At 46.1% G+C, this 22,437-nt stretch carries 17 protein-coding genes; 6 read left to right on the top strand and 11 right to left on the bottom strand.

Going from position 1 to position 22,437, the window contains the following annotated elements; genetic code table 11:
- Positions 1-75 precede the first annotated feature (75 nt).
- From ECHVI_RS19375 to ECHVI_RS19410, 8 genes are all read right to left on the bottom strand, one after another.
- Positions 76-951 (bottom strand): ROK family protein, encoded by an 876-nt coding sequence (locus ECHVI_RS19375; protein WP_015267727.1) that lies wholly within the window; start codon positions 949-951, stop codon positions 76-78.
- 6 nt (positions 952-957) lie between these two features.
- Positions 958-3,120 (bottom strand): GH92 family glycosyl hydrolase, encoded by a 2,163-nt coding sequence (locus tag ECHVI_RS19380; RefSeq protein WP_015267728.1) that lies wholly within the window; start codon positions 3,118-3,120, stop codon positions 958-960.
- 216 nt (positions 3,121-3,336) lie between these two features.
- Entirely contained in the window at positions 3,337-4,755 is a 1,419-nt protein-coding gene (locus tag ECHVI_RS19385; protein WP_041738939.1) for a glycoside hydrolase family 125 protein, read from the bottom strand.
- 299 nt (positions 4,756-5,054) lie between these two features.
- Entirely contained in the window at positions 5,055-6,212 is a 1,158-nt protein-coding gene (locus tag ECHVI_RS19390; RefSeq protein ID WP_041740050.1) for a glycoside hydrolase family 76 protein, read from the bottom strand.
- A gap of 186 nt (positions 6,213-6,398) precedes the next feature.
- Positions 6,399-7,526, bottom strand: coding sequence for a SusE domain-containing protein (locus tag ECHVI_RS19395; RefSeq protein ID WP_015267731.1), 1,128 nt, complete (start codon positions 7,524-7,526; stop codon positions 6,399-6,401).
- 32 nt (positions 7,527-7,558) lie between these two features.
- Positions 7,559-9,190 (bottom strand): RagB/SusD family nutrient uptake outer membrane protein, encoded by a 1,632-nt coding sequence (locus tag ECHVI_RS19400; protein ID WP_015267732.1) that lies wholly within the window; start codon positions 9,188-9,190, stop codon positions 7,559-7,561.
- A gap of 11 nt (positions 9,191-9,201) precedes the next feature.
- A complete protein-coding gene (locus ECHVI_RS19405; RefSeq protein ID WP_015267733.1) occupies positions 9,202-12,573 on the bottom strand; it encodes a SusC/RagA family TonB-linked outer membrane protein in 3,372 nt (1,123 codons plus the stop codon).
- A 24-nt stretch (positions 12,574-12,597) separates the two neighbouring features.
- Positions 12,598-13,668 carry a FecR family protein gene (locus tag ECHVI_RS19410; protein WP_015267734.1) on the bottom strand — a complete coding sequence of 357 codons (1,071 nt, stop codon included), beginning with the start codon at positions 13,666-13,668 and terminating at the stop codon, positions 12,598-12,600.
- A gap of 317 nt (positions 13,669-13,985) precedes the next feature.
- On the opposite strand from ECHVI_RS19410, the gene ECHVI_RS19415 reads away from it, so the two are divergent.
- From ECHVI_RS19415 to ECHVI_RS19430, 4 genes are read left to right on the top strand one after another with little or no spacing between them, the layout of a single operon-like run.
- Complete coding sequence (locus tag ECHVI_RS19415) at positions 13,986-15,410, top strand: circularly permuted type 2 ATP-grasp protein (RefSeq protein ID WP_015267735.1); 1,425 nt, start codon at positions 13,986-13,988, stop codon at positions 15,408-15,410.
- 10 nt (positions 15,411-15,420) lie between these two features.
- Entirely contained in the window at positions 15,421-16,398 is a 978-nt protein-coding gene (locus tag ECHVI_RS19420) for an alpha-E domain-containing protein (protein WP_015267736.1), read from the top strand.
- Entirely contained in the window at positions 16,398-17,141 is a 744-nt protein-coding gene (locus ECHVI_RS19425; RefSeq protein ID WP_015267737.1) for a proteasome-type protease, read from the top strand. Before ECHVI_RS19420 ends, ECHVI_RS19425 begins: the two co-directional genes overlap by 1 nt.
- Positions 17,131-17,994 (top strand): transglutaminase family protein, encoded by an 864-nt coding sequence (locus tag ECHVI_RS19430; protein ID WP_015267738.1) that lies wholly within the window; start codon positions 17,131-17,133, stop codon positions 17,992-17,994. Before ECHVI_RS19425 ends, ECHVI_RS19430 begins: the two co-directional genes overlap by 11 nt.
- 320 nt (positions 17,995-18,314) lie before the next feature.
- Here the strand turns inward: ECHVI_RS19430 and ECHVI_RS19435 are convergent, their stop codons facing one another.
- Positions 18,315-18,989, bottom strand: coding sequence for an RNA polymerase sigma factor (locus ECHVI_RS19435; protein WP_015267740.1), 675 nt, complete (start codon positions 18,987-18,989; stop codon positions 18,315-18,317).
- Between the two features lie 276 nt (positions 18,990-19,265).
- Between ECHVI_RS19435 and ECHVI_RS19440 the strand changes: the two genes are divergently transcribed.
- On the top strand, positions 19,266-19,493 hold the full coding sequence (locus ECHVI_RS19440; RefSeq protein ID WP_015267742.1) for an RNA polymerase sigma factor: 228 nt from the start codon (positions 19,266-19,268) through the stop codon (positions 19,491-19,493).
- A gap of 158 nt (positions 19,494-19,651) precedes the next feature.
- A complete protein-coding gene (locus ECHVI_RS19445) occupies positions 19,652-20,524 on the top strand; it encodes an endonuclease/exonuclease/phosphatase family protein (RefSeq protein WP_015267744.1) in 873 nt (290 codons plus the stop codon).
- A 244-nt stretch (positions 20,525-20,768) separates the two neighbouring features.
- Here ECHVI_RS19445 and ECHVI_RS19450 read toward each other — a convergent pair whose 3' ends face one another.
- Both ECHVI_RS19450 and ygiD read right to left on the bottom strand, forming a co-directional pair.
- A complete protein-coding gene (locus tag ECHVI_RS19450; RefSeq protein WP_015267745.1) occupies positions 20,769-21,272 on the bottom strand; it encodes a DinB family protein in 504 nt (167 codons plus the stop codon).
- A 248-nt stretch (positions 21,273-21,520) separates the two neighbouring features.
- Positions 21,521-22,363, bottom strand: coding sequence for a 4,5-DOPA-extradiol-dioxygenase (gene ygiD, locus ECHVI_RS19455; RefSeq protein ID WP_015267746.1), 843 nt, complete (start codon positions 22,361-22,363; stop codon positions 21,521-21,523).
- Positions 22,364-22,437 lie beyond the last annotated feature (74 nt).

Consider the following 22,437-nt stretch of genomic DNA (forward strand, 5'->3'; position numbering starts at 1 on the left):
AAATTTCTCTTCCTTATTGGTTCTATTTTCTCTCATCAATCTTGATGCTTTCGTCTGGCTGCATGATACTAAACCTCATCCTTCATACCAGCTGCTTGCCGCACCGATAAGGGCTGACTCTTCGCCCAATATACTCTTTTTTATGGAAACGTTTGGGAGGGATTGCGCCAGGACTTTTTTTGCCTCGGGAAGAAATAAATCCGATGCATGGGAAATACTTCCTCCCAGCACGATGATCTCAGCATGTTCTTCAAAGGCAAATTTGCTTAAAAACCTTCCCAAATTGCAGCCAAACGTTTCAAATATATCCTTCACCCAGCTTTCCTCTTTCATGTCCACTAACTCCTTTACACCGCTGAGGTCTTTCCCCGTTATTTCCAGGTATTTCTTGGCAAACCATCTGGAGGAAAAATATTCCTCTGCGATGCTGTCTCCAAACTCCTCTCCCCAACGGGCTGCATCATGGGCTTCAGTACCGTGATAATAGGCCGTTCCCGCTCCTGTTCCCAAGGTCATGCCAATGGCCCTTTTATACCCTTTCGCAATTCCAGCAAAGAGTTCCCCTTGTAATAAGCAGGCCGCATCATTCTTAAACCGCACTTGGGCATTGGAAATCCCCAGCTTCTTGGCCAGCAGCTCCTTTACATTTTTTCCATAGAGCGCCTCATATTTGTCTTGGGTGCTGTCAATAAAACTAATACCGGCATCGTAATCAAATGGCCCGGGCATCGCAATGCCCACTTGGACAGTAGACCGTACTCCTTCGCCACAAAAAGGGGCGATGGCTCCCGCCCAGGCTTCCAAAATTTCTTCCATGCTGCCCTTGGAATCTACCGGGTGACGCACCAGCCGTTCCCTATCAATGGCGCGGGTCGTCAAATCCACTACCCCCACCGTAATGTGGGACCCTCCTACGTCTACGCCTAATACAATTGATTTATGCTCTCTCATGTTGTTTTATTCAGTAATTAAAGTCACTTGTCCTCCCCGCTCCAATACCTCATGCGGCACAAAATAACCATCTATTTGCTTTCCATCAACTTCAATCCCCTTCAAACTTCTTCCTCCTGAGGGATTGGTTATCACCAATTTCTCCCCTGATGGCATGGTCCACTCCACTTCCTCGAATACTGGTATGGTCACCAAATACTCCGGATCTGCTGGACTGAGCGGATAAAGCCCCATGGCATTCCAAGTGTACCAGGAGGACATTTCTCCGGCATCGTCCATTCCTGATAGTGCCAGTCCATGCTCGCCAATACCATAATAATCCGCCAATAACTTGTCGATTATCGCTTGGGATTTTTCAGGTTTATCGACAAAATAGTACGAAAAGGGTGCTTCATGATCAGGCTGGTTCCCATGGCAATACTGTCCCATAAACCCACTGACATTCCGCGCAATGTACTCCGGGTTCCATGGTTTGGAAAACAAGGTATCCAATTTCTTTTCGAACGGATCAGCTCCTCCGTAAAGCTCCACCAAGCCTGTCATGTCATGGGGCACATAAAAGGACAATTGCCACGCATTGGCTTCACGATACATGTATTCGTAGTAGGGATATGTTGGGTTGAACGGGCTGATCCAATCCCCATTTTCCAACCTTCCCCGCATAAAATTTACCGACGGGTCAAACACATTCCTGTAATTTTGCCCTCTCTTGATCAAGTCTTCATAATGCTCTTTATCCCCCATGACTTTGGCAAACTGCGCCAGCGAATAATCGTCATAAGCAAATTCCAAGGTCTTGGAAACCCCGGCTTTGGCCTTGGTTTCTACGTGGGGATTTTCTACTGCCGGATCGGAAATATACCCTTTTTCGATGTACTCCTTGATATACGGACGGGTGCCGCCTTCTTTGTAGGCATTGTTCAGCAGGTATTCATAGGCCTTTTCTACCTCAAAATCCGTAATGCCCCTACGGTATGCCCCGGTGATGAAAGGGGCCGCATGATCACCATGAAAAAATGTGGGGATAAACCCTGAATGAGTGCCCCTTTCGACAAGGGACTGGATCACATCGGCCGTCACCGCTGGCTGCATGATGCTCAGCAGCACCACCTTGTTACGATAAGTATCCCAAAGCGATGGCAAGGTATAATAGCGAAAATCCGCTTTTTTGGTTTTTCCACGTTCATCCGCGAATTGCCCATTCACGTCACTGCGCAGTGCAGGCCACTGAAAGGACCGGTAAAGTGAGGTATAAAACAGGGTCTTTTCCTTGTCGCTTCCCCCTTTCACCTTGATATGCCCCAGGAGCTTGTCCCACGTCTTTACTGCCAACTGATGGATGTCTTCAAAGGACTTGTCTCCCACTTCTTGCTGCAGGTTTTCCGCTGCATTCGCTTCACTGACATATGAAAGACCGATCTTAAGCACGACAGGAGCTGAACTTCCATCGGCCAATTGGATTTTGGCATAGCCTTCTTTGCTGCCTTCCTGGATGACGTCCATCGCTGCTATATCTTGGCTGAGGGTTACATAAAAGTGGACCTTGTCCCGTCCCACCCGCTGAAAACCTTGCAGGGTCCTGACCGAAGGATTGGAAATTTCCCAGTCGGACACTCCGTTATTGGCCTTCGCCAAATCAAAGAGAATTGTTCTGCCTTCATTGTTTTCAAAAGTGTACTCGTGAACGCCGGCACGTAAGGTGCTGGTCAGCCTTGCCTTTACCTGATAATCCTCCAGGTAAACTTCATAATACCCCGGAGAGGCCTTTTCCCGGTCATGGCTAAACGTGGATTTGAAAGGTGCCTTCGCATCGGCACTGATCGGTAAAATGGGAATATTACAGAGATTCCAATGTCCTTTGTTGGTATGGGTAAATCCAATGATCTCGGTATCCTCATACTCATATCCTGCGCCAGACCCAAACTGGGTGATGGGGCTCAGCTGCACCATGGCATTGGGAAGAGAGGACCCCGGATAGGTCAAACCAGCCCAGACCCGCCATCCTTCTGGCGGTGTATAGCCAATCTGCGCTGGATCTGTCAAAGGTGCCGTACCAATAAAAGGATTGACGTAGCGGGATAAGCCTGCTTCCTCTTTCGAAACAGCACCACAGCCCACCAAATGCAAGGCTAAGATGATCAGTAAGCTAAAGGACAAAGAACGCTTCATAAGTATAGGTTATTTAATAGGTTGATAGTAATGAGTAGGTTAAAAAGTATCAAGTATTTAGTATTGAGTAATCAGTATTGAGTATTGAGTATTGAGTGTTGAGTATTTAGTCATAAGATGTACGGTACACTACCACGGGGCTTGATCAAATAAAATTCTCGCAGAGACATGCAAATCTTGGCTGATTGGCGTCCCTGCAAGAATTGTAATAGTTCATTAGGCCAGCAAATGCGGCTTTTCTTTGTACAAGGTATAAATCAGCTCACCAAACAAGGTATTGGCCCATGCAAACCAACTTCTGGTGAAATTATCCGGATCATCCTTGTGGAATCCTTCATGCATAAATCCTGTCCCGGCATGGGTGGTTTTCAGCCACTCCAGGCACTGCTTGATCTCTTCATCATCCGTCGCAGTCATGGCCTGTAGGGTGATGCTCATGTGCCAAATATAGTCCATGCCCACATGTGGGCCTCCGATGCCTTTGGCCGCTTTTCCTGAAAAGAAGTAGGGATTATCCTCGCTCAAAACGAAATTTCTGGTGTTTTGATAGATGGGATCATCTATTTCCAAACATCCCAAATACCCCATGCTCAGCAAAGAAGGTACATTGGAATCGTCCATGAAGAGCTGGTTTCCAAATCCGTCCACTTCAAAAGCATAGATTTTCCCATGATCCAAATGCTCCGCTACCGCATATTTGTGGAGTGCCCCTTCCACTTCATTTGCAAGTTCCTCACATTCCTTGGCAGAAGCAACATCCCCCTTCACGTCCCTGTAAATGGTCGCCAACTGCCGGAGAGACTGAACAGCAAACAGGTTTGAAGGCACGAGAAATGGAAAAATGGTGGCATCATCAGACGGCCGGAAAGCCGAACAGATCAAACCAACCGGCTTTACAGGATTCCCGTAACCCTTGCCAGACAAGGTGTCCGTAGCCCTTGGCGTGGTCCTTTGGAAATGGTATGGTCCGTTGTCCTCTTTTCGCTGCTGTTCCTTGAAGGTTTTGACGACCAGCTTCATGGCCTTCTCCCATCGGTCATCGAAGATGCTGGTATCACCCGTTTCCTTCCAGTAGCCATTGGCCAAGCGGACAGCATAGCATAAGGAATCAATTTCCCATTTGCGCTCGTGTAGCTCGGGTTTCATATCGGTGTGGTCACTCTCCCACTCGCTTCCAGCCGGGCCATTGTTAAAGGCATTTGCATAAGGATCGATGATGATGCACTCGTTGTGGCGGTTGATGACCCCTTGAATAAGCTTTTTCAGCTTTTTGTCCTTGTTCACCAAGGTAACATAAGGCCAAACCTGCGCTGAAGAATCCCGCAACCACATGGCATGGATATCTCCTGTGATCACGAATGTATCTGGCTCCCCATTATTTACCTCGTATTCCACTGTAGTATCCAGGGTATTGGGAAAACAGTTTTCAAACAACCAAGCCAGTTCCTTGTCCTTGATGTTTTTTTTAATTTCATCAATGGTATTCTCTACAGCCTTGCTGGTGAAATTCCGTTGGGCTTTTGGGGGGCGATTGGTCTCTTTAAAGGGAATTCCTGCAGCCAAGGACATGCCTGATCCCATCGCCAATCCAAATGAAGCTGCTGCGCTTGTTTTTATAAAATCTCTTCTGATCATTATTTTAGGGTTGTTTTGCGTCCTGCTTAGCACTAAATGACGCACATAATTTTAAGGTTATTGATTGAATTTTTGCGTAAATTAATCGATTTAGCGTTATCAAACAAAGAATTTTACCTAAAGGATCGGCACTAAAGGAACCTGGGGCAAATGAGGATGATAAATCCTTTCCAGCAGGCATCCATTTTGCAAACCTGGATGTGCAGCTTACCAATCCATTTGACTATTTTTTATTGAAAGGCTCGTGGTGTCCTTTGATAAAAACACCGACGGCCATTCTTCCTCAAGGAGATACCCCCCTATTCCAAGACTCCTTCTTCTTGTAACAAGGCCGCTGCTTCCATCAGCATGATCCCAGACAGTTGGGTGGAGAGGTCCACTTGATCGCCCGGCAATTGTCGCCAATTAGGACCACAGAGCATATCGGGGCGTCTTAGGCCGCTCGTGTAAAAGGTTTCAATATTGAAATTAAGAAAGGCCACCAAATCTCCTTTGTCCCCATCGGACACCGCGGGTTCTTGGATCAGTTCGGTAAAATAACGCACAAAGATCCCTTTAAACAGCCCACCATCACCTTGGCCTTCATTTTTCAGGATCCCTTCTGTGGACAATTCAGACCTGGTCATGGCCGATTCGGCGGTTTGCAGGGCATCCGTTAAATAGCCTGTTTCACCCGTAATTTGATACAACCGCAGCCCTGACCCGATCCAGGTGCCGGCATTATAGGTAAATATCCAATCCTTTTTCACGGTTGGCTCCCCTTCGATCAGTTCGATATGGTCCCAAACCAAACCGGTTTGTGGATCGACCAAGTTAGCTTTTTGCCAATCATAAAGCTCCCTTGCCCAAGTCAAATATTTTTCATCTTGTGTCACGCGGTATAGCCTGGTGGCCAAAACGATGGTGGGGCCATTGGACACCGCATTTTTAAGGTTCGGGGTATCTTTCTTCCAAGTAATCCCTCCTCCAAAAACGTCGCTATAGCTCTCTAGAATATCCTCCCAAAGAAACTCCGCCACTTGCAGGTATTCGGCATCGTCTGTTTCATGATAAGCCCGGACACAGGCATTGCCCAGCCAGAGCATGTCATCATTGAAAACATTCGAATAGGTTCCCCCATTCCGATCTCTAATCCCGTGCAGCAATTTTTTCATTTTGTCCAGGTAGGAGCCATCTCCCGTCCTGGAGTAGGCATCCACATACACATGAAGCGCATGGGCATTTGGCCAGTAATTTCCATAGTTCCCGCCCGGATTAAAGTTAAAAACTCCATCTTGGGCAATGTAAAGGGAGTAGAGGCTGTTTTGCATGGAATCCGCTGTTGCCGCATAATCATATTGCACCTCCTCGACTTGATCAAAATCCTTCCGTAGCGGCCCCAAATCATCTTCTATACAAGCGGTAAACATGCCGCTTATGGCCAATAGTGACAGTACTACTTTATATGTCTTCATCATGTTTATTTTTCCTATAATGGTCAATTTCTTTCGTGCTTCTCCTTGCTCTCGTGAAATGAGTGTCAAGGGGTTTCAAATCCAACGTCATTGCGAAGGAGCTACGGCGGAAGGAAGAAATCTTCTCAATCAAAGGAAAGATTGCTTCTCTGCGCTATCGCTGCGATCGCAATGACGGATTTTTCAACCTTATTCCACGCTCACGGAATGAGTGTAATTGGAAACGTCGGCATTGAAAATTATTTGGATATCAGCAGCAGCATTGTCCACCTCTGTGGCAAATTTAAAGCAGTTGTTCCAGCGGTCATTGGTGACGGGCACCATATACCAATAAGCAGGACCTGTAGACTCATTTGGTCGTTGGTTGTCTCCATTGGTGCTTCCGTACCATTCTTCGGTGGAGTTGCCTGCTGCATCCATTACCATAAAGCGGAACTTATAGCGCTCGTCCCTACCCCAGCTCTCTTGCTTAAACTCAATCGGATAGTCTTCCACCATCCAAGTACCGTTTGACGTATAAGGCAAATCCGTAAGGAATTCCCCATTCGGAGCAAACCAAAGCTCCACCGCACCGATTTCGTGGATTTCTGTAGTACCATTGGAAAAATCCACTCGGATTCGGTAAACTTTTTCCTCCCCATCATAGGCTGTTTCTCCATCTGCCCGGAGTTTGTCCCCGTCGATGTAATAGGTGTCCGGCTCTCCAGCATTTCTTTCTGCAAAGAAGTACGATCCAGCTTTCAAGGAAGTGTAGGCTTCAAAGGTATTGGCACTGGTTTTTTTCATCAAAATAGCATTCCCAAGGTCCTCTCCAGCTTCCGTAGCGGTTCCTGTCAGGTACAATTCATCTGGAGCAGGAAAACCAGCAGGCCTTTCCACTTCGATGGTCCTGATGTCCAGAATTTCTTGCACATTGATGCCTTTGGAAGATTGCACGGACCATTGGAGTTTCCCCACTCCTTCCGGCTGGATGCCTGCCATCTCGGCGATTCTGTTCAGCTCCGAAAAGGGCAATGTCAACCTCCGCTGCATTCCCCTTCCATCTGACGGAAGGACAAACAGTGGATCGGAAAAATCTCCATCTTCTTCATCAAACACCACATCATAGAGCACCACACCGTTATCGGCTGCTTTGGCGGCTTCCCATTCAAAAATGGCCGAACTCTGTGCGCCAAGGTTCATGTATGCATTGTTTTCTGGCGAGTAAAGGGTCTTTACCGAAGTCACTTCGGTATGCATTTCTGCATCTTCCTGACAGCCCCAAAAGGCCACCAGCATCATCACCAGCGAAAGGAATTTATAGCTTGTATTTTTCATGGTACGTATTGTTTTCAGGTTATTGTTCAGGTTTATTCCCATCCAGGGTTTTGGGTCAAATTAGGATTCAGGTTACGCTCATCTCGAGGGATAGGCCATAGGTAATGTTTGGCGGGATCAAAGGACCTCAAGTTTACCCGCAGGTAGCCATTGTCCTCGGAAGGTGGCCCAAACTGGGCGCCATGTGCCCAGCCGTTGAGAACATCTTCGGCGATGCGCCATCTACGGATATCAAACACCCGTAAGCCTTCCATGGCCAGTTCTACCCTGCGCTCATTTCGGATTACTTCCCGTAAACCATCCTGCCCCAAATCAGCATCAAAATCCAATGCCGCTGGCGCTTCAAATCCGGCCCGTTCACGAAGCGCTCTGATGGTTTGGTCCCATGTGGCCTGATCCATTTGGTTCAATTCGTTTTTGGCCTCGGCATACATCAGCAACACATCGGCATAGCGCAAAAGCATTAAGTTTAGCCCTGATGCAAAATCCGTATTGCGTGAAGGATCAAAGTACTTCCTGGTATAATAACCCGTCGTCGTAGAGGAAGACCCCGGCACATACTCGTCCGCTGCTGATTCATCAGGATCTGTCCCCGGCTTGATATAGATGGTGTGGGTATCGCCATTGTCTTCCCATTCATATAAGTGATAAACGATGGTCGCTGTCAACCGCGGATCCCTATGATCATACGGATCATTTTCATCGTAACCCGCATTGGAATCTGTAATCGGCAATCCGTTTTCCATCAAATAGCTGTCTACCAGCTCTTGGGTCGGTGCCAAGGCATTTAGCCGTGCTCCTGCCGACAAAGGTGCCATGTCAAAAAACTCGCCCCATGTGCGCAACTGCGGCACATACTGCAGGCTGAGGATATCTTCCTGGCTGTACTGGTTTTCAGGCATAAACAAGCCTTCATACGCAGGGAAAAGACCATAATTGCCATATTCATTTCCCATGATCAATGGCTCGGTAGTGGCGACTACCTCTTGCCATTGGCCTTCATAGAGGTGAACGCGTGCTTTGAGGGCCATGGCCGCTCCACTGGTGATGCGACCTCGTTCTGCTTCCGGCAGTTCCTGCTGGGTAGGCAACACCTCGCTGGCCGCCTCCAACTCACTCAGGATAAACTCCAATACCTGACTTTTGGGTGTTCGTGAGATGGTCTGGGCATCCTCGATGGATATGTCTTGGTCCAATAGAGGCACATCCCCAAACCAGGTCATCAACTGGAAGTGTTGATATGCTCGGATAAAACGGGCCTCCGCTTTCATCCGCTCTCGCTCCCCTTCATCGATATCCTCCACCCGATCGATGTTTTCGAGTAGGATGTTACAGGTTTTGATAGCGCTGTAATTATTGTCCCATTGGCTTTGGAGGCGTCCCAGTGAAGGATCATAGGTACCTGCTGCCAAGGATGCCGCACCGGCATTGTCCCCCCGGCCATTATAGGCATTATCAGAGGCTCCTTCATTATAGAAGAAGCGATTACTGCTAAACATCTGTGAATAAGCCGTATTCAACATGCTTTCCGCTTTGGCGGCAGATGTCCAGTAGGTCAAGTCCGTAAAGGTATTTTCCGGCGCCAGGTCCAAGTCTTTGCATCCCGTCCAAAGCAAGGTGCAGCACGCCGATATCATGATGGTATAGTTCGTGAGTTTTTTCATTTTTAGATGCTTTAAAAGGTGATGTCCAATCCAAAACCATAATAGACCATGGTCGGGTATGCGCGGGCACTGTTGGCTCCTCCATTTCTCATGCTGTTGTCAAATTCCGATAATTCCGGATCCACAAAGTCCACTTTGGAAAGCGTAAAGAGGTTCTGGCCAGACAGGTAAGCCCGGCAATTTTGCATGCCCAGCTTGTCAGCAAGGGACTTTGGCAAGGTATAGCCCACCTGTACATTCTTCAACCGTAAATATGCCGCATCAAACAAATACATGTCCGATCCCCTTCTGAAGTTATTGGTATTGGACTGGCTGCCATTATCCGCCAAGCGGGGAAACCGGGCATCGGGGTTTTGGGGCGTCCAATAGTCGAGCTGGTGCTCGTACATGGTCATGCCGTAGTTATAGTGAAACGGCTCCACCATCTCGCCACGGATCATCATGGTCCTGCTGCCGACCCCTTGGGCGAAGACATTCAGGTCGAAACCCTTCACGCGAACATTATAGGTCAGACCAAAAGTCATCCTTGGAAAGGGATTTCCAAAAACGTATTTATCCTCGTCGTTAATGATTCCATTTCCGTCCACATCCACATAGCGGTTATCACCGGGCTGGACATTGAGTCCTTCTGGCTTGGGGCCGTTTTCTGCTTCAACGATGGTCTGAAAATAACCGTCTCTTTTCAGCCCTACATAGGAATTGAACGGATAACCTTCCTTCAGCAGCACTTGTAGTTCTTCCACGCCGGTAAGCCTTTCCTCTCCCTGAAAATCCAGCACTTTATTTTTGGAATCAGCAAGGTTAAAGGAGAAGGTATGCTCAAATAGTTCTCCCCGATGGCGGTAGGTGGTGGTCACTTCCCAGCCTTTATTGCCCACTTTTCCGTTGTTAAAATCCGGCAAAGAGGTCCCGAAGACACCAGGGACAGCTGGCGGCACCAAAATATCTGAGGTCACCTTATCAAAATAATCCAAACTCAACGTCAGCGCACCGTCCAAAAAGTCCAGGTCTGCACCGATATTGAAAGTGGCGGCTCTTTCCCACTGAATGTTGGGGTTGGCATAATTAAACCCTGTGCCTCCCACCGCGTCATTGTTAAAGCCATAGGCATTCTGGAAGGTGAAGAAGGTGGTTTGGTACTGGTAATTTCCCACATTCTGGTTTCCCAGCACCCCATAAGAAGACCTGATTTTCACCTCGCCAAATCGATCGCGGTAATTGCGCATAAAATCCTCCTCTGAAATCCGATAGCCGATGGAGGCGGATGGGAAAAATCCCCAGCGGATGTCCTCGCGGAATTTGGAAGACCCATCATACCGGAAGCTAAACTCGGCAAAATATTTCTTATCCAAATCATAGGAAACCCGGCCAAAAAGGGAATTTAAGCTGTTTTCTGATGAACTTTGGTTGGAGTTATAAGAATCCGGATTGATAATGGTTTCAGTAATGGGAGTTCCCAATTCTGGATCTGTGAGCCGCTTATAAATCCCAACTCCCCTATCGGTGTGGTTTTCATTGGAAACCCCTACAAGGGCATTTATTTCATGACGGTCGGAAAACACCTTATTATATTGCAGCATCAGCTGGGAGTTAAGGTCCAGGCCTTTCCTATTTTCGTCCCTGGTATTGCGATCACCGCCATAAATCCCTCTTGGATAAAAATCCACTTGGAGGGTCCTCGCATACATATTGTTGGAATACATGTTAAATCCAAACACCCCTCGCATGGTAAGGTCATCGGTCAGCTTCAGTTCACCGCTGAGGTTACCAAAGACATTATCGTCCGTATGCTCCCGAAAACCGCCCTTTTCCAAAATCCCAAGGGGATTGAATTGCTGCAGGATGTCATTGGTCAGGTACCTGCCCAATGAATCTTTCTGTGTGTAATACAGCGGAACCCTGTTGGCATCTGCCATCAAGGTGCCACTGGAAAAGCTGTGGTCCTTGATCAATCTTCTGGTATAGGCTAACCGGGAACTCATCTTGAACCTTCCAAATTCGTTGGTAAGGTTCATGCGGAAATTGTAGCGGGTATAGCCTTTTTCAGGCCCTACAAAGTTGCTGCGTTGGTCGGTATAACCTGCCGATACCAGATAAGTGGAGTTTTCACTGCCTCCGGAAACCGAGAGGTTATGATTTTGCTGCAGGGCATTTTTAAAAATTTCCTTCGCAAACCACTCGGTATCGCCATTTTCCCTTATTTGTCGAATTTCTTCAGGACTAAATACCGCCTCACTCCTGCCTGCATTGAAAGCAGACTCATTGCGGAGCATGGCATTTTGATAGCCGTGAACCGGCTGGGTAAAAAACTGCGGGGTATTGACGCCTACCAAGCCATTGTACGTGACTTTTGGGCGGGTATTTTTCTTGCCTTGCTTGGTTGTGATCAGCACCACCCCGTTGTTGGCACGGGAACCATAAATAGCGGCACTCCCTGCATCCTTCAGCACAGACACACTTTCGATATCTGAAGGATTCAGCAGGTTTATATCCCCCCCAATCACTCCGTCAATCACAATCAATGGACTATTATCGCCCAAGGTGCTGATACCTCTGATATTGAGGTTGATGCCCGCGCCGGGCTCAGAATTTCGCTGCTGCACGATCAAGTTGGCCGAAACACCTTGAAGGGCTTGGCTCATCGTGGCCACAGGGCGTCCTTCGAGCTTTTCTTGGCCCACTTGGTCCACTGCTCCAGTCACACTGAGTTTTTTCTGTGTACCATAACCCACCACTACAACTTCCTCAAGCGAGGAGGTGCTCATGGCCAAGGTGACGTTGATGGAAGACTGGGAACCGACGACGACCTTCTTGGACTCAAAACCAATATAGGAAAACACCAACGTAGCCCCTTCTGGAGCATCAATCGTGTAATTGCCGTCCATATCCGTCACGGTTCCTCTACTGGGTTCCCCTTCCACGACCACCGATGCCCCGGGCAAAGGAGCCCCGGTATCGTCCAGTACTTTGCCCGTGACCTCCACTATCTCCAGCTGAACGGGGCCGACCTTGGATTTGGTAGTTGGGGCAGCCTTAGAAACATGGATCGTGTTATTGATCTGTTTAAACTTTAGCTGGGTCTTGGAAGAAATAGCTTCCAGTACCGAAAGCAGGGATTGCTCTTTGGCTTCGATGCTTACCATCGCTGAATTTCTGACTTGATCCAAGTCATAGGCAAACCTAAATTCCGTTTTTTGTTCGATGACATAGAGCACCTTTTCCACAGGCTCATCCTCTATCGACAAGGTTACGAAAACACTTTCCAGGTCTTTTTGCTGACTTCCGAAAGTGTGCTGATGGGCCAATCCTCCTGTCATACACATCAAGAGGAACAAACAACGCATCAGCAGCTTCCTCCTGAAAACGAGTAGTTGTTGTTTCATTATTTTGGGATTATTTAGTGAATACTATTCGACACCGGGTCGGTTACTTGTTTTATTGCTGATTCTTACTTTTCCATTTTGTATTTCATATGTAAACTTTAAGGAATACTCCATGCCCTTGAGCACGTTTTCCAAGCTTTCGTTTTTAAACTCACCGCTATATTTCCCTGGAAACTCCACCCCTTCTGCCAGTTCAAAATCCACATTGTACCACCTGGCCAAGCGGTCAAAAACATGTTGATAGGATTCTTCCCGAAACTTCAGGATGCGCTCTTTCCAGCCGATCAGCTGGTCATAGTCGTAGGTTCCTTTGGTGAGGGACTGGTCATCTATATCAAAAAATGTCGCTTCATCCGGAAAAATAGTGGCCGAGACGCCATTGTCAGTCCTTACAGCTACCTTTCCTGTCACCACTGCCACATGAAAACCTTTGTCTCCCGGATATGCCCCGATGTCAAAGGAAGTTCCTAGAACCGTGGTATACAGCTGACCGCTCTTTACACGAAAAGGCCTGTCTGGATCCTTTACCACTTCAAAAAAGGCTTGCCCTTCCAATTCCACCGTGCGCGCTCCTTCAAAACTAGAAGGAAACCGGATTTCACTGTCAGAATTTACCGTCACTTGGGAGCCATCCGGAAGCCTAAATACTTTCTTCATTCCCTTGGGGACTTTTTTGACGATCCATTCATCAACCTGCTGCGACTTCCCCTGTTCTGCATCCCCTATTTCGAAATAACTCAATACCAATAGGCCCATGACCAGCACCGCCGCAGCCATTGGCAGCCACCACTTTTTCATACTGTTTGAATGCCTAAAATGACTCCGATCAATTTCCTGATATTGTGCTTGCTTTGCATGATACAGCATCAGGTTGTCCTTGATCCGGCTGAAGTCTTCCGTAGGCATCCGGTGTTGCTCCTTCCATGAAAGGGATTCTGCCAGATCCTTGGCCCTTATTAAGAAGACTTTCTTCTCAGGGTTTTTCTTCAGCCAGTTGTTCCAATAGTCATCCAGCTCGACACTGGAACCGGATATCCACTTTATAAAAAGCGGGTGCTTTAAAAGGTCTGCTTCATCTTTTGGCTCAAAGCTCATGGGGAAATTTGGTTTATTGCCTACATGCTATATACAAAGAGACCGCCCCCTCAGAAGTGACCCCACCATGAAATATATTTTTTAAAAATAAATGCAAGCTTCCTTTCCGATAAGCCAATATTTGCTCCTGGCCAGACTAGTAAAAAACAATTATACCTAATAGTAAACACCTAAAAACACCAAATAAAACACACAAATATCACCATAAAAGCAAAAACCTCCTGCCGATTTATTACAAAAAACGAAATAGATTTTGCATTTTATTTAATTTTAGTTAAATTATAGCTACATTTTTTACCAACTCAAACAATTCATTAATGGATTTAAGCAATTACCAATGCATGGGACTTTACGATGAAATGTTTCAAGAAGATGGCATTTGTAGAGCCCACTATCATCCTTTCGAAAAATTACTGAGAAAAACACACCCCAAGAAACTTAAACAATTACAATTTTCGGCCAACAAGAGCCAGCTGGCCATGGGCATGACCTTTAATGTTTACCATAATGAAGAAGGATTGGAAAAGATCCTCCACTTGGACATTATTCCGAGGATTATCCCAAATTCGGAATGGCTCCAGCTTGAAGCAGGGCTTAAGCAACGCATCAACGCCCTCAACCATTTCATTCAAGACATTTACAACGACCAACACATTCTTAATGATGGTATTGTGCCCCGGGACCTGATCGAAAACAGCAAGGATTTTTTGAAACCTTGCATGGGGCTCACCCCTCCAAAAGGGATCTGGTGCCACATCACGGGAACTGACCTGATCCGGGATAAAAGCGGAGAATATTTTGTATTGGAAGATAATTTAAGGTGCCCCTCAGGAGTTTCCTACATGCTGGAAAGCCGAGAGATTATCAAACGGGCATTTCCGAATATCCTCAACAAAGCCGGTGTGATGCCGGTTTCAAATTACCCTGCCAGGCTTCTTGACATGCTCCAAAACCTGAGTACCAAAGAAAAGCCCGTTGTCGGAGTCCTCACCCCTGGAATTTATAATTCGGCTTACTTCGAACATTCCTATTTGGCCTTGCAAATGGGTGCCGAACTGGTCACTGGAGAAGACTTGATCGTAAAGGATAAAAAAGTGTACATGCAGACCACTCAAGGTTTCGAGCAGATCGATGTAATTTATCGGCGAATAGACGATACTTTTCTGGATCCAGAAGTGTTTAATCCCGATTCCCTCTTGGGCGTACCCGGGCTATTTGAAGCATATAAGGCCGGAAATATCGCGCTGGCCAATGCTCCCGGAACCGGTGTAGCAGATGACAAAGCCGTGTATGCCTATGTGCCGGAGATCATTAAGTATTATTTAAATGAAACCCCTATCCTGAACAATGTCCCCACCTATCTCTGCAGGAAGCCGGAAGATCGCCAATATGTACTTGACCATATCGAGGAGCTGGTGGTCAAGGAAACCAATGCCGCAGGAGGATATGGGATGTTGATCGGTCCGAAATCCACTCCAAAAGAACATGAAAAATTCAGGAATTTAATCAAATCAAACCCCAACAATTACATTGCCCAACCCACTTTGAACCTTTCCACCGTTCCCACGCTGATAGAAGACAGTGTGGAATGCAGGCATGTCGACCTGCGCCCATACGTCCTCTATGGTGAGGAAATTGATGTAGTGCCCGGAGCACTCTCAAGGGTGGCCTTAAAAAAAGGGTCGCTGGTCGTAAACAGCTCCCAAGGGGGCGGAAGCAAGGATACTTGGGTACTTTATTAAAAAAACCACTATGTTAAGTCGCGTTGCAAATTCAATTTATTGGTTGGGAAGATATCTCGAGCGGGCAGAAAACTACGCCCGTTTCATTGACGTAAACTTTAACCTGATGCTAGACCTGCCTCCTGGTCTAAAGGCTCAATGGGAACCGTTAGTGCTCGCTACTGGGGACCAAGCCCTTTACCTGAAAAGCCATCAGGATTTTGACAAACGGTCCGTCATTTATTTTATGACATTGGACCGCTCGAATCCTAACTCTATTCTATCTACGATTACCTACGCCCGTGAAAATGGGCGAATCGTCCGGGAGCACCTCAGCAAAGAAACATGGGAAAAGATCAATGAACTCTACCACATGCTCAACAATGCCTCGGAACGAAAAATATGGGGCAAAAAAGACCCTAGAAGCTTTTTTGAAAACATCAAATATCAAATTCAATTGCTCTACGGATTGGCGGACAGCACGGTAGCCCGAACCGAAGCATGGTACTTCAGGAGTTTGGGCATGTACCTGGAAAGGGGTGACAAAACCAGTAGGATCCTAGATGTGAAATACCACATGCTCCTTCCCTCTCCACAAGAAGTCGGCAGCCCGTTGGATTTTCTCCATTGGACGGCCTTGCTAAAATCCGTATCGGCGTTCAACACGTACAGAAGGCTTTACGGAAACATCGAATCCAGTGGCCTTTTGGAGTTCCTAATGTTCAACAGGCGATTCCCTCGATCCATTTATTTCTGTATCAAAGAAGCTGAAGATTGCCTACACATGATTTCTGACAGCCAAAATTACGATTATAAAAACAGTGCGGAAAAAGAAATTGGAGCTTTGCGCTCAAAACTGGCATTTAGTGATATTTCTGATATCATCAAGGATGGCCTCCACGAGTCGATCGATGAAATTCAACAAAAAATAAATATTATTTCGTCAAAAATTGAGTTAAATTTCTTCCAGATTAAGCACGAACCCTTTACCCAAAACCAATCACAGTAATGACCTTTTGTTTAGGAATAAAGACCAAGCACGGTATTGTCGGGCTTTCCGATACCAGAATCACCTCTGGAAGCGAAACGACCACCTCCAAGAAAGTATATGTGGTCAATAAAAAGAAGCATTCCTTTTTTGTCATGACTTCAGGCCTCCGTTCGGTGAGGGACAAGGCCATTACTTATTTTACGGAGGTTATTGAACAACAGGATGATCAGTTCAACAAACTCTATAAAACGGTCAATGAATTGGGCAACCAAATCAAACGAGTGGCCAAGGAAGACAAAAAGGATTTAGACGAATCCGGATTGGATTTTAACCTCCATGCCATCATCGGGGGACAACTTGAAGAGGATTCCGAGCCCAAGCTGTACTTGCTTTATCCCCAAGGAAACTGGATAGAGATCCGCCGGGGAACGCCCTTTGTGATCATCGGGAATTCGGGTTTTGGGAACCCGGTGCTCCGCCGTTCCATCACCTATGAAGAAACCCTTGATTTTGCCATCAAAAGTGCTTTTTTGGCATTCGATGCCACCCGTATTTCTGCAAATGACGTAGATTTCCCCATCGATACGGTAACGATGGAAAACGGGGCATTTCATATTCACGAAAACCGGTTTGAGCAGAATGAATTGCTGCATATTTCAGATTTCTGGAATAGCAGGTTAAAAAAGGCCGTTTCTGATCTTCCTGCTGACATTTTAAATAGAGCATTACAGGATAGCGAATCACCGATAGATGAATTCTGAAAAACGTCTCCAAATCATTCATAACACCTGCTACAGGTATGCTGGAAAGGTAAAGCTCAGTCCACAAAAGATTTTGCTTTCCCCTTCCAACAGACGCTATTTTCAAGTGCATTCGGTCCATACCAGTTTTTCACCAGCACCCAAAGGGATTAACCAACGGCTGGACATGGAGGGAAATCTATTCCAACAGGTTTGGTTTGACCAGGAAGTGGAAAAATTTGAGATCAACACCCAAATGGAACTGACCGTATTTCCCGTCAACCCTTTTGAATTCATTATCGAGAAAAGCTTCGAAAAACGAAATGAAGCAGGCGAACTGAGCTTTCGTTATGATGAGGAAAAGCAAGCCTACCTTAGGCCTTTCCTAACCCATGACAGCTCGGGAAACATCTGTGACCTTGCTCGCCAATTCATGGGCGAAAGTACCAATGCGGTAGATTTTCTCGTAAAAATCACCGCACATATTCACCATTTGTGCACCCACATCATCCGAGAAGATCCAGGGATATGGTCCCCGCAAAAAACACTCTCGGAAAAGAAAGGGTCTTGTCGTGACCTGGCCTGGCTCCTCATCACCATTCTTCGGGGAGTAGGAATAGCTAGCCGGTTTGTAAGTGGTTATGCTTATAACCCTGACTTGGAAGAAAATCACGAGCTGCACGCTTGGGTAGAGGCTTATTGCCCAGGTGCTGGATGGATCGGATTGGATCCAAGCTTAGGACTACTGACGGATGCTGGCTATATACCACTTGCTGCCAGTTTCCTTCCCCACCTTACGTTACCCGTGGACGGTACCTATACCGGAAACTATTCTTCCCATCTTGAAAGCAGTGTAGAGATAAAAGAACTTTAAAAAGCATCAAGAAATGAATGTTTGTCATGAGACAAGTGTCATCGGCTACTTCACACCAGCTAACAATTACTCAACCTTGTACACTGCGGTCAAAATAGGCTAATGCATAAATCGGGCAAAAGTCAATTAAGTCCCACATAAAAGGAATGAACGCAGATTTGCAATGACTCAAGCTCCTATCTGTATTTATCAGGGCTCATCCTAGGCCAAATAGAGACCACCGGTAGCAAGGAATGAATTTACCCATCGGAATAGACTAGCCCCCGACTTTTCCGCTTGCTCCACTTTTCCCTAGAAATAGTGCATGTACGCTCTTCCCCTTACGTTCCCATTAGCATCAGAAGCAATCGCAGGACCTCTTTGTGTTTGCCCAACATTCCCTGAAGGTTGTCTAATGTCCTATAGAGCAATTTTCGAGCTGATTTCACCTGGGAAAAGCCCATGATATGTGCGATTTCCTTGTAGGACAATCCCTCAAAAAAGTACAGTGCCAAAATTTCCCGCTGTCTCACAGGAAGGCGATCACAGGCTTCTTCCAAGATTTTACGTTGATCCAAGGTGAATTGGGTGCTGATGGAATGGTAATCCGGATCAATCCACAACTGGAAGCCATGGGTCTGCTCAAAATCTCCATCGAGGACTATTCGCTTTCGCTGCTTGAGTAACCGTAACAATCTCCGCCTAAAACTGCTGAAAAGATAATACTTTATGGAAATGGCCAACCCCAATTTATGTTTACTTCTAATGACCTGATAAAAAACGTCTTGGACAGCGTCATTAATGATTTCAGCATCCTTGGTAAACTGCTTTCCATAATGGAAAAGTTTATGGGCATATCGCTCAAAAATGGTGGCCAATGCAGCATCACTCCCCTGCTGAAACTCCAACCAAAGGGTTGATTCTGTAGGTTCATTCGAAAGGGCTGTTGCCGAACCTTGCTTACGAGTAGTCGATTGGGCTCCATTTAACGGTTTAATTTGATCCGAAAAGGTCATTTTGGGTGTCTTGGTTAAGGGTATAACAAAAGATTTAAAATCTATTTTATCCCTGTTTCATGTTACCAATATATATCTTCCGATCCAAGAATCAAAATAACTAAACCATTTTAGCAAACCAATAAACGTAATATCGACAGGTAACTTTTTCTTTTGGTTCCCCATCTATTATTATTGGGAGAATTTACCATCCACTTAAATTATTAACTTTTTCTTAATTGAATTCCTAATCGTCGAGTGGTTCTTAACGCTACTTTTGGAGTAAATAATTTCCCCATGGCAAACAGCAGGTCAAGTGATACCGAACTTTTAGGACTGATGGCATCACGTAACGATCAGAGGGCTTTTAACGTCATCTTTGATCGTTACTGGGACGAATTATACCAGATAGCGCTTGCCAAAGCCAAATGTCCTGATTTGGCCCAGGACTTGGCGCAGGAGGTTTTCATCAACCTCTGGAAGTACCGTAGGACCTCTACCCCATCCCTGAAAATGACTTGCTGATTAACCCTGCATTGGGACAAAATCCAGGCTGGTAAATCAAAAAATAACCAGTAAATTGGTCGCGGAATTGGCGGGTTACCAAGCCGGTCATTTTCGCGGCCATTTATCCATTTACTCATACAATCAAACCTTAATCCAAATCCTAAAAATCTTACGACGTGACCAGAAACCGATTTAAAACCTATTTGATAGCTGCCTGTGCCCTGTTGGGAGCATTTCTCCTGTCCCTGAATGCTCAAGCACAACATGAACAAATGACCGTCGCTACGTTTAACATTCGCTATGACAATCCGGGCGATGCTCCCAATCACTGGGACCACCGTAAGGAAGTGGTGGTCAACTTGATCCAATTCCACGGATTTGACATCTTTGGCATACAGGAAGGACTGCACCATCAAGTGCAATATTTGGACGAACACCTCCCTACATTTGACTATGTTGGTGTAGGCCGGGACAATGGCCAGGAAAAAGGCGAATATTCCGCCATTTTTTACAATAAGGAAAAATTCAACGTGCTCGAAAGCAACACCTTCTGGCTCTCCACAGACACCACCCAGCCCAACAAAGGTTGGGATGCGGCACTCCCTAGAATCTGTACTTGGGCAAAACTGGAGGATAAAGCCAGCGGCCAGCAGTTTTATTTCTTCAATACCCACTTTGACCATGTGGGCACAGAAGCCCGGCAAGAAAGTGGTAAGCTGATCCTCAGCAAAATCAAAGAAGCCGATAAGGCCGGAATACCGGTGATGCTTACCGGCGACTTCAACGTGGACCAGGAAAACCCTGCTTACCTGCTTTTGGAAAATTCATCCGAGCTTAAGGACTGTTATGAAGCCGCTGACTTGCGCTACGCCAATAACGGTACCTTCAATAGCTTTGACAATACCAAAAGCACAGATAGACGAATCGATCATGTTTTTGTCAGTGAATTTCTAAATGTCAAAAAATATGGTATCCTTACCGATACCTACCATAACCTCTACCCTTCGGATCACTTTCCTGTCATGGCGGTAATCGAGTGGAATTATTAAAATTTTCTCTTTTTTAATAACCAAAAAATAATCAGGTCCGAGTCTGCAGACTCGGACCTAAACTTGCAAAAGGCTGCAGACTTTAAATATCACCCCAGTCTGAAGACTGGTAATAGTAATTGTCCAAGTCTCCACTACGTTAAAGACTTGGACGATGGCTACAAAGCAAAATCCACCTGTCGCTTCCTTAAAAGCAACAAATGGATTATGCTCGATACGCTATACTGACTACTCCAAACTCATATTACCTCTCCCAGAAGAATGGTGGCTCGATGCCCAAACTCCTCAAGTAGACATATCCCTGACCACGGTGATGGATTTCATTGTCCACAAAGTACAGCAAGGTAGCATAATTACTGTTCTCATATTGGCCAAAGGCAACTTCCACTTGCTGAAAACGCTCGGAAGTGATGCGCGGCCAGGTCTCGTCGATGACCTTGGTGACCTTGTCCCACAGTTCCAGCAGGCCTGCCTTAGTGCTGGGCATGGACTTGGTATGGTCAAATTCCTCGACTTTTTCCCACTTTCCAGAGGCCAGTCCTTCTACTCCCGGTAAGGCTATATCGATCATCTCCATGACCAACTGGGCAAATGGCCGCATGCCTCCAATGGAATAATCAAACAATTTGTCCTCAGGGAACAACTCAATGGTCCTTCTGGTGAGGTTCCGGTGACCTTGCCAATGTGCCAACATGGCTTCTGTGGAAATAAACAATTCCTGACTGGTTGCAACTGATTCGGTTTTCATAATGGTGTTTCTTTAAAAGGTTTAAGATCAATTTCTATAACAAAGAAAACACCCACCACTGACAGCCCTATGTCAGTAGGTCCTGCTAAAATTGAATTTTTTTTTTAATAGGAAGATGAAATGGCCATAAGGGATTACAAATCGCATCTGCTTTGGGTTTATGATCACTCCAAAAGAACAGTTATGGAAAAGCCATATCGCTGCTCCTCTGGTTCATTTTTTTAAAGTGACCAGAGGCAGAAAAATCACTATTTATATTCCCCAAAAACTGCCGAAGTCATGGTCAAAGAACCTCCGACCACCTTGTCATTAAAGAATGCCGTCGGTTCAGCTTCACTTTTCAACCCTAACGTATACAATAAAGGGATATAATGATCCGGAGTGGGGATGGCCAGTTGTGCAGGTTTTCCGAGTTTATGATAATCCATCAAGGCCCTGTGATCACCCTTTACAATCAACTCCTTAAACTGCTCATTCATCTCAATGGCCCAATCATATCCATATTCAGGTTCATTCAGCTTGTCCCAAGCGACCATACGGAGATTGTGAACCATATTGCCACTGCCAATGATCAATACGCCTTTTTGGCGAAGGTGGTGAAGTTCTTTGGCAAGTTCATAATGGTAAGAGAGCGATTGCCCATAATCGATGCTCAGTTGGAGCACAGGGATATTAGCGGCCGGGTACATATGCCGTACGACTGTCCAAGTTCCATGATCCAGCCCCCATTCATGGTCAAGGGCCACTTGAGCAGTGGAAATGTTTTCGGCCGTCGATTTAGCCAAATCAGGCTGACCTGGCGCAGGATAATTGACCTCAAAAAGCTCCCTTGGAAACCCACCAAAATCGTGGATGGTTCTTGGGAAATCCATGGCGGTAATTCGCGTACCACGGCTTAGCCAATGGGCAGAAACCACCAAAACGGCTGACGGCTTTGGAATCTTTTGACCAAGTTGCTTCCAATAATCCGAAAACACATTGTCCTCTATCCCGTTCATAGGTGATCCATGTCCGATAAATACTACTGGCATCAAGGTATCCTTTTCCTGCAAGTCCCCTGCAAATCGTTTAAATTCATTCAAATTCTTCATCTATATCAGCCTTTCTCTTCTTTCATAACAAAAAGAAGCGTTATTACTTTTTATCAACAAAATCACTAAACTTA

It is taken from the genome of Echinicola vietnamensis DSM 17526 (genome assembly GCF_000325705.1).
In the GTDB taxonomy this organism is placed as follows: domain Bacteria; phylum Bacteroidota; class Bacteroidia; order Cytophagales; family Cyclobacteriaceae; genus Echinicola; species Echinicola vietnamensis.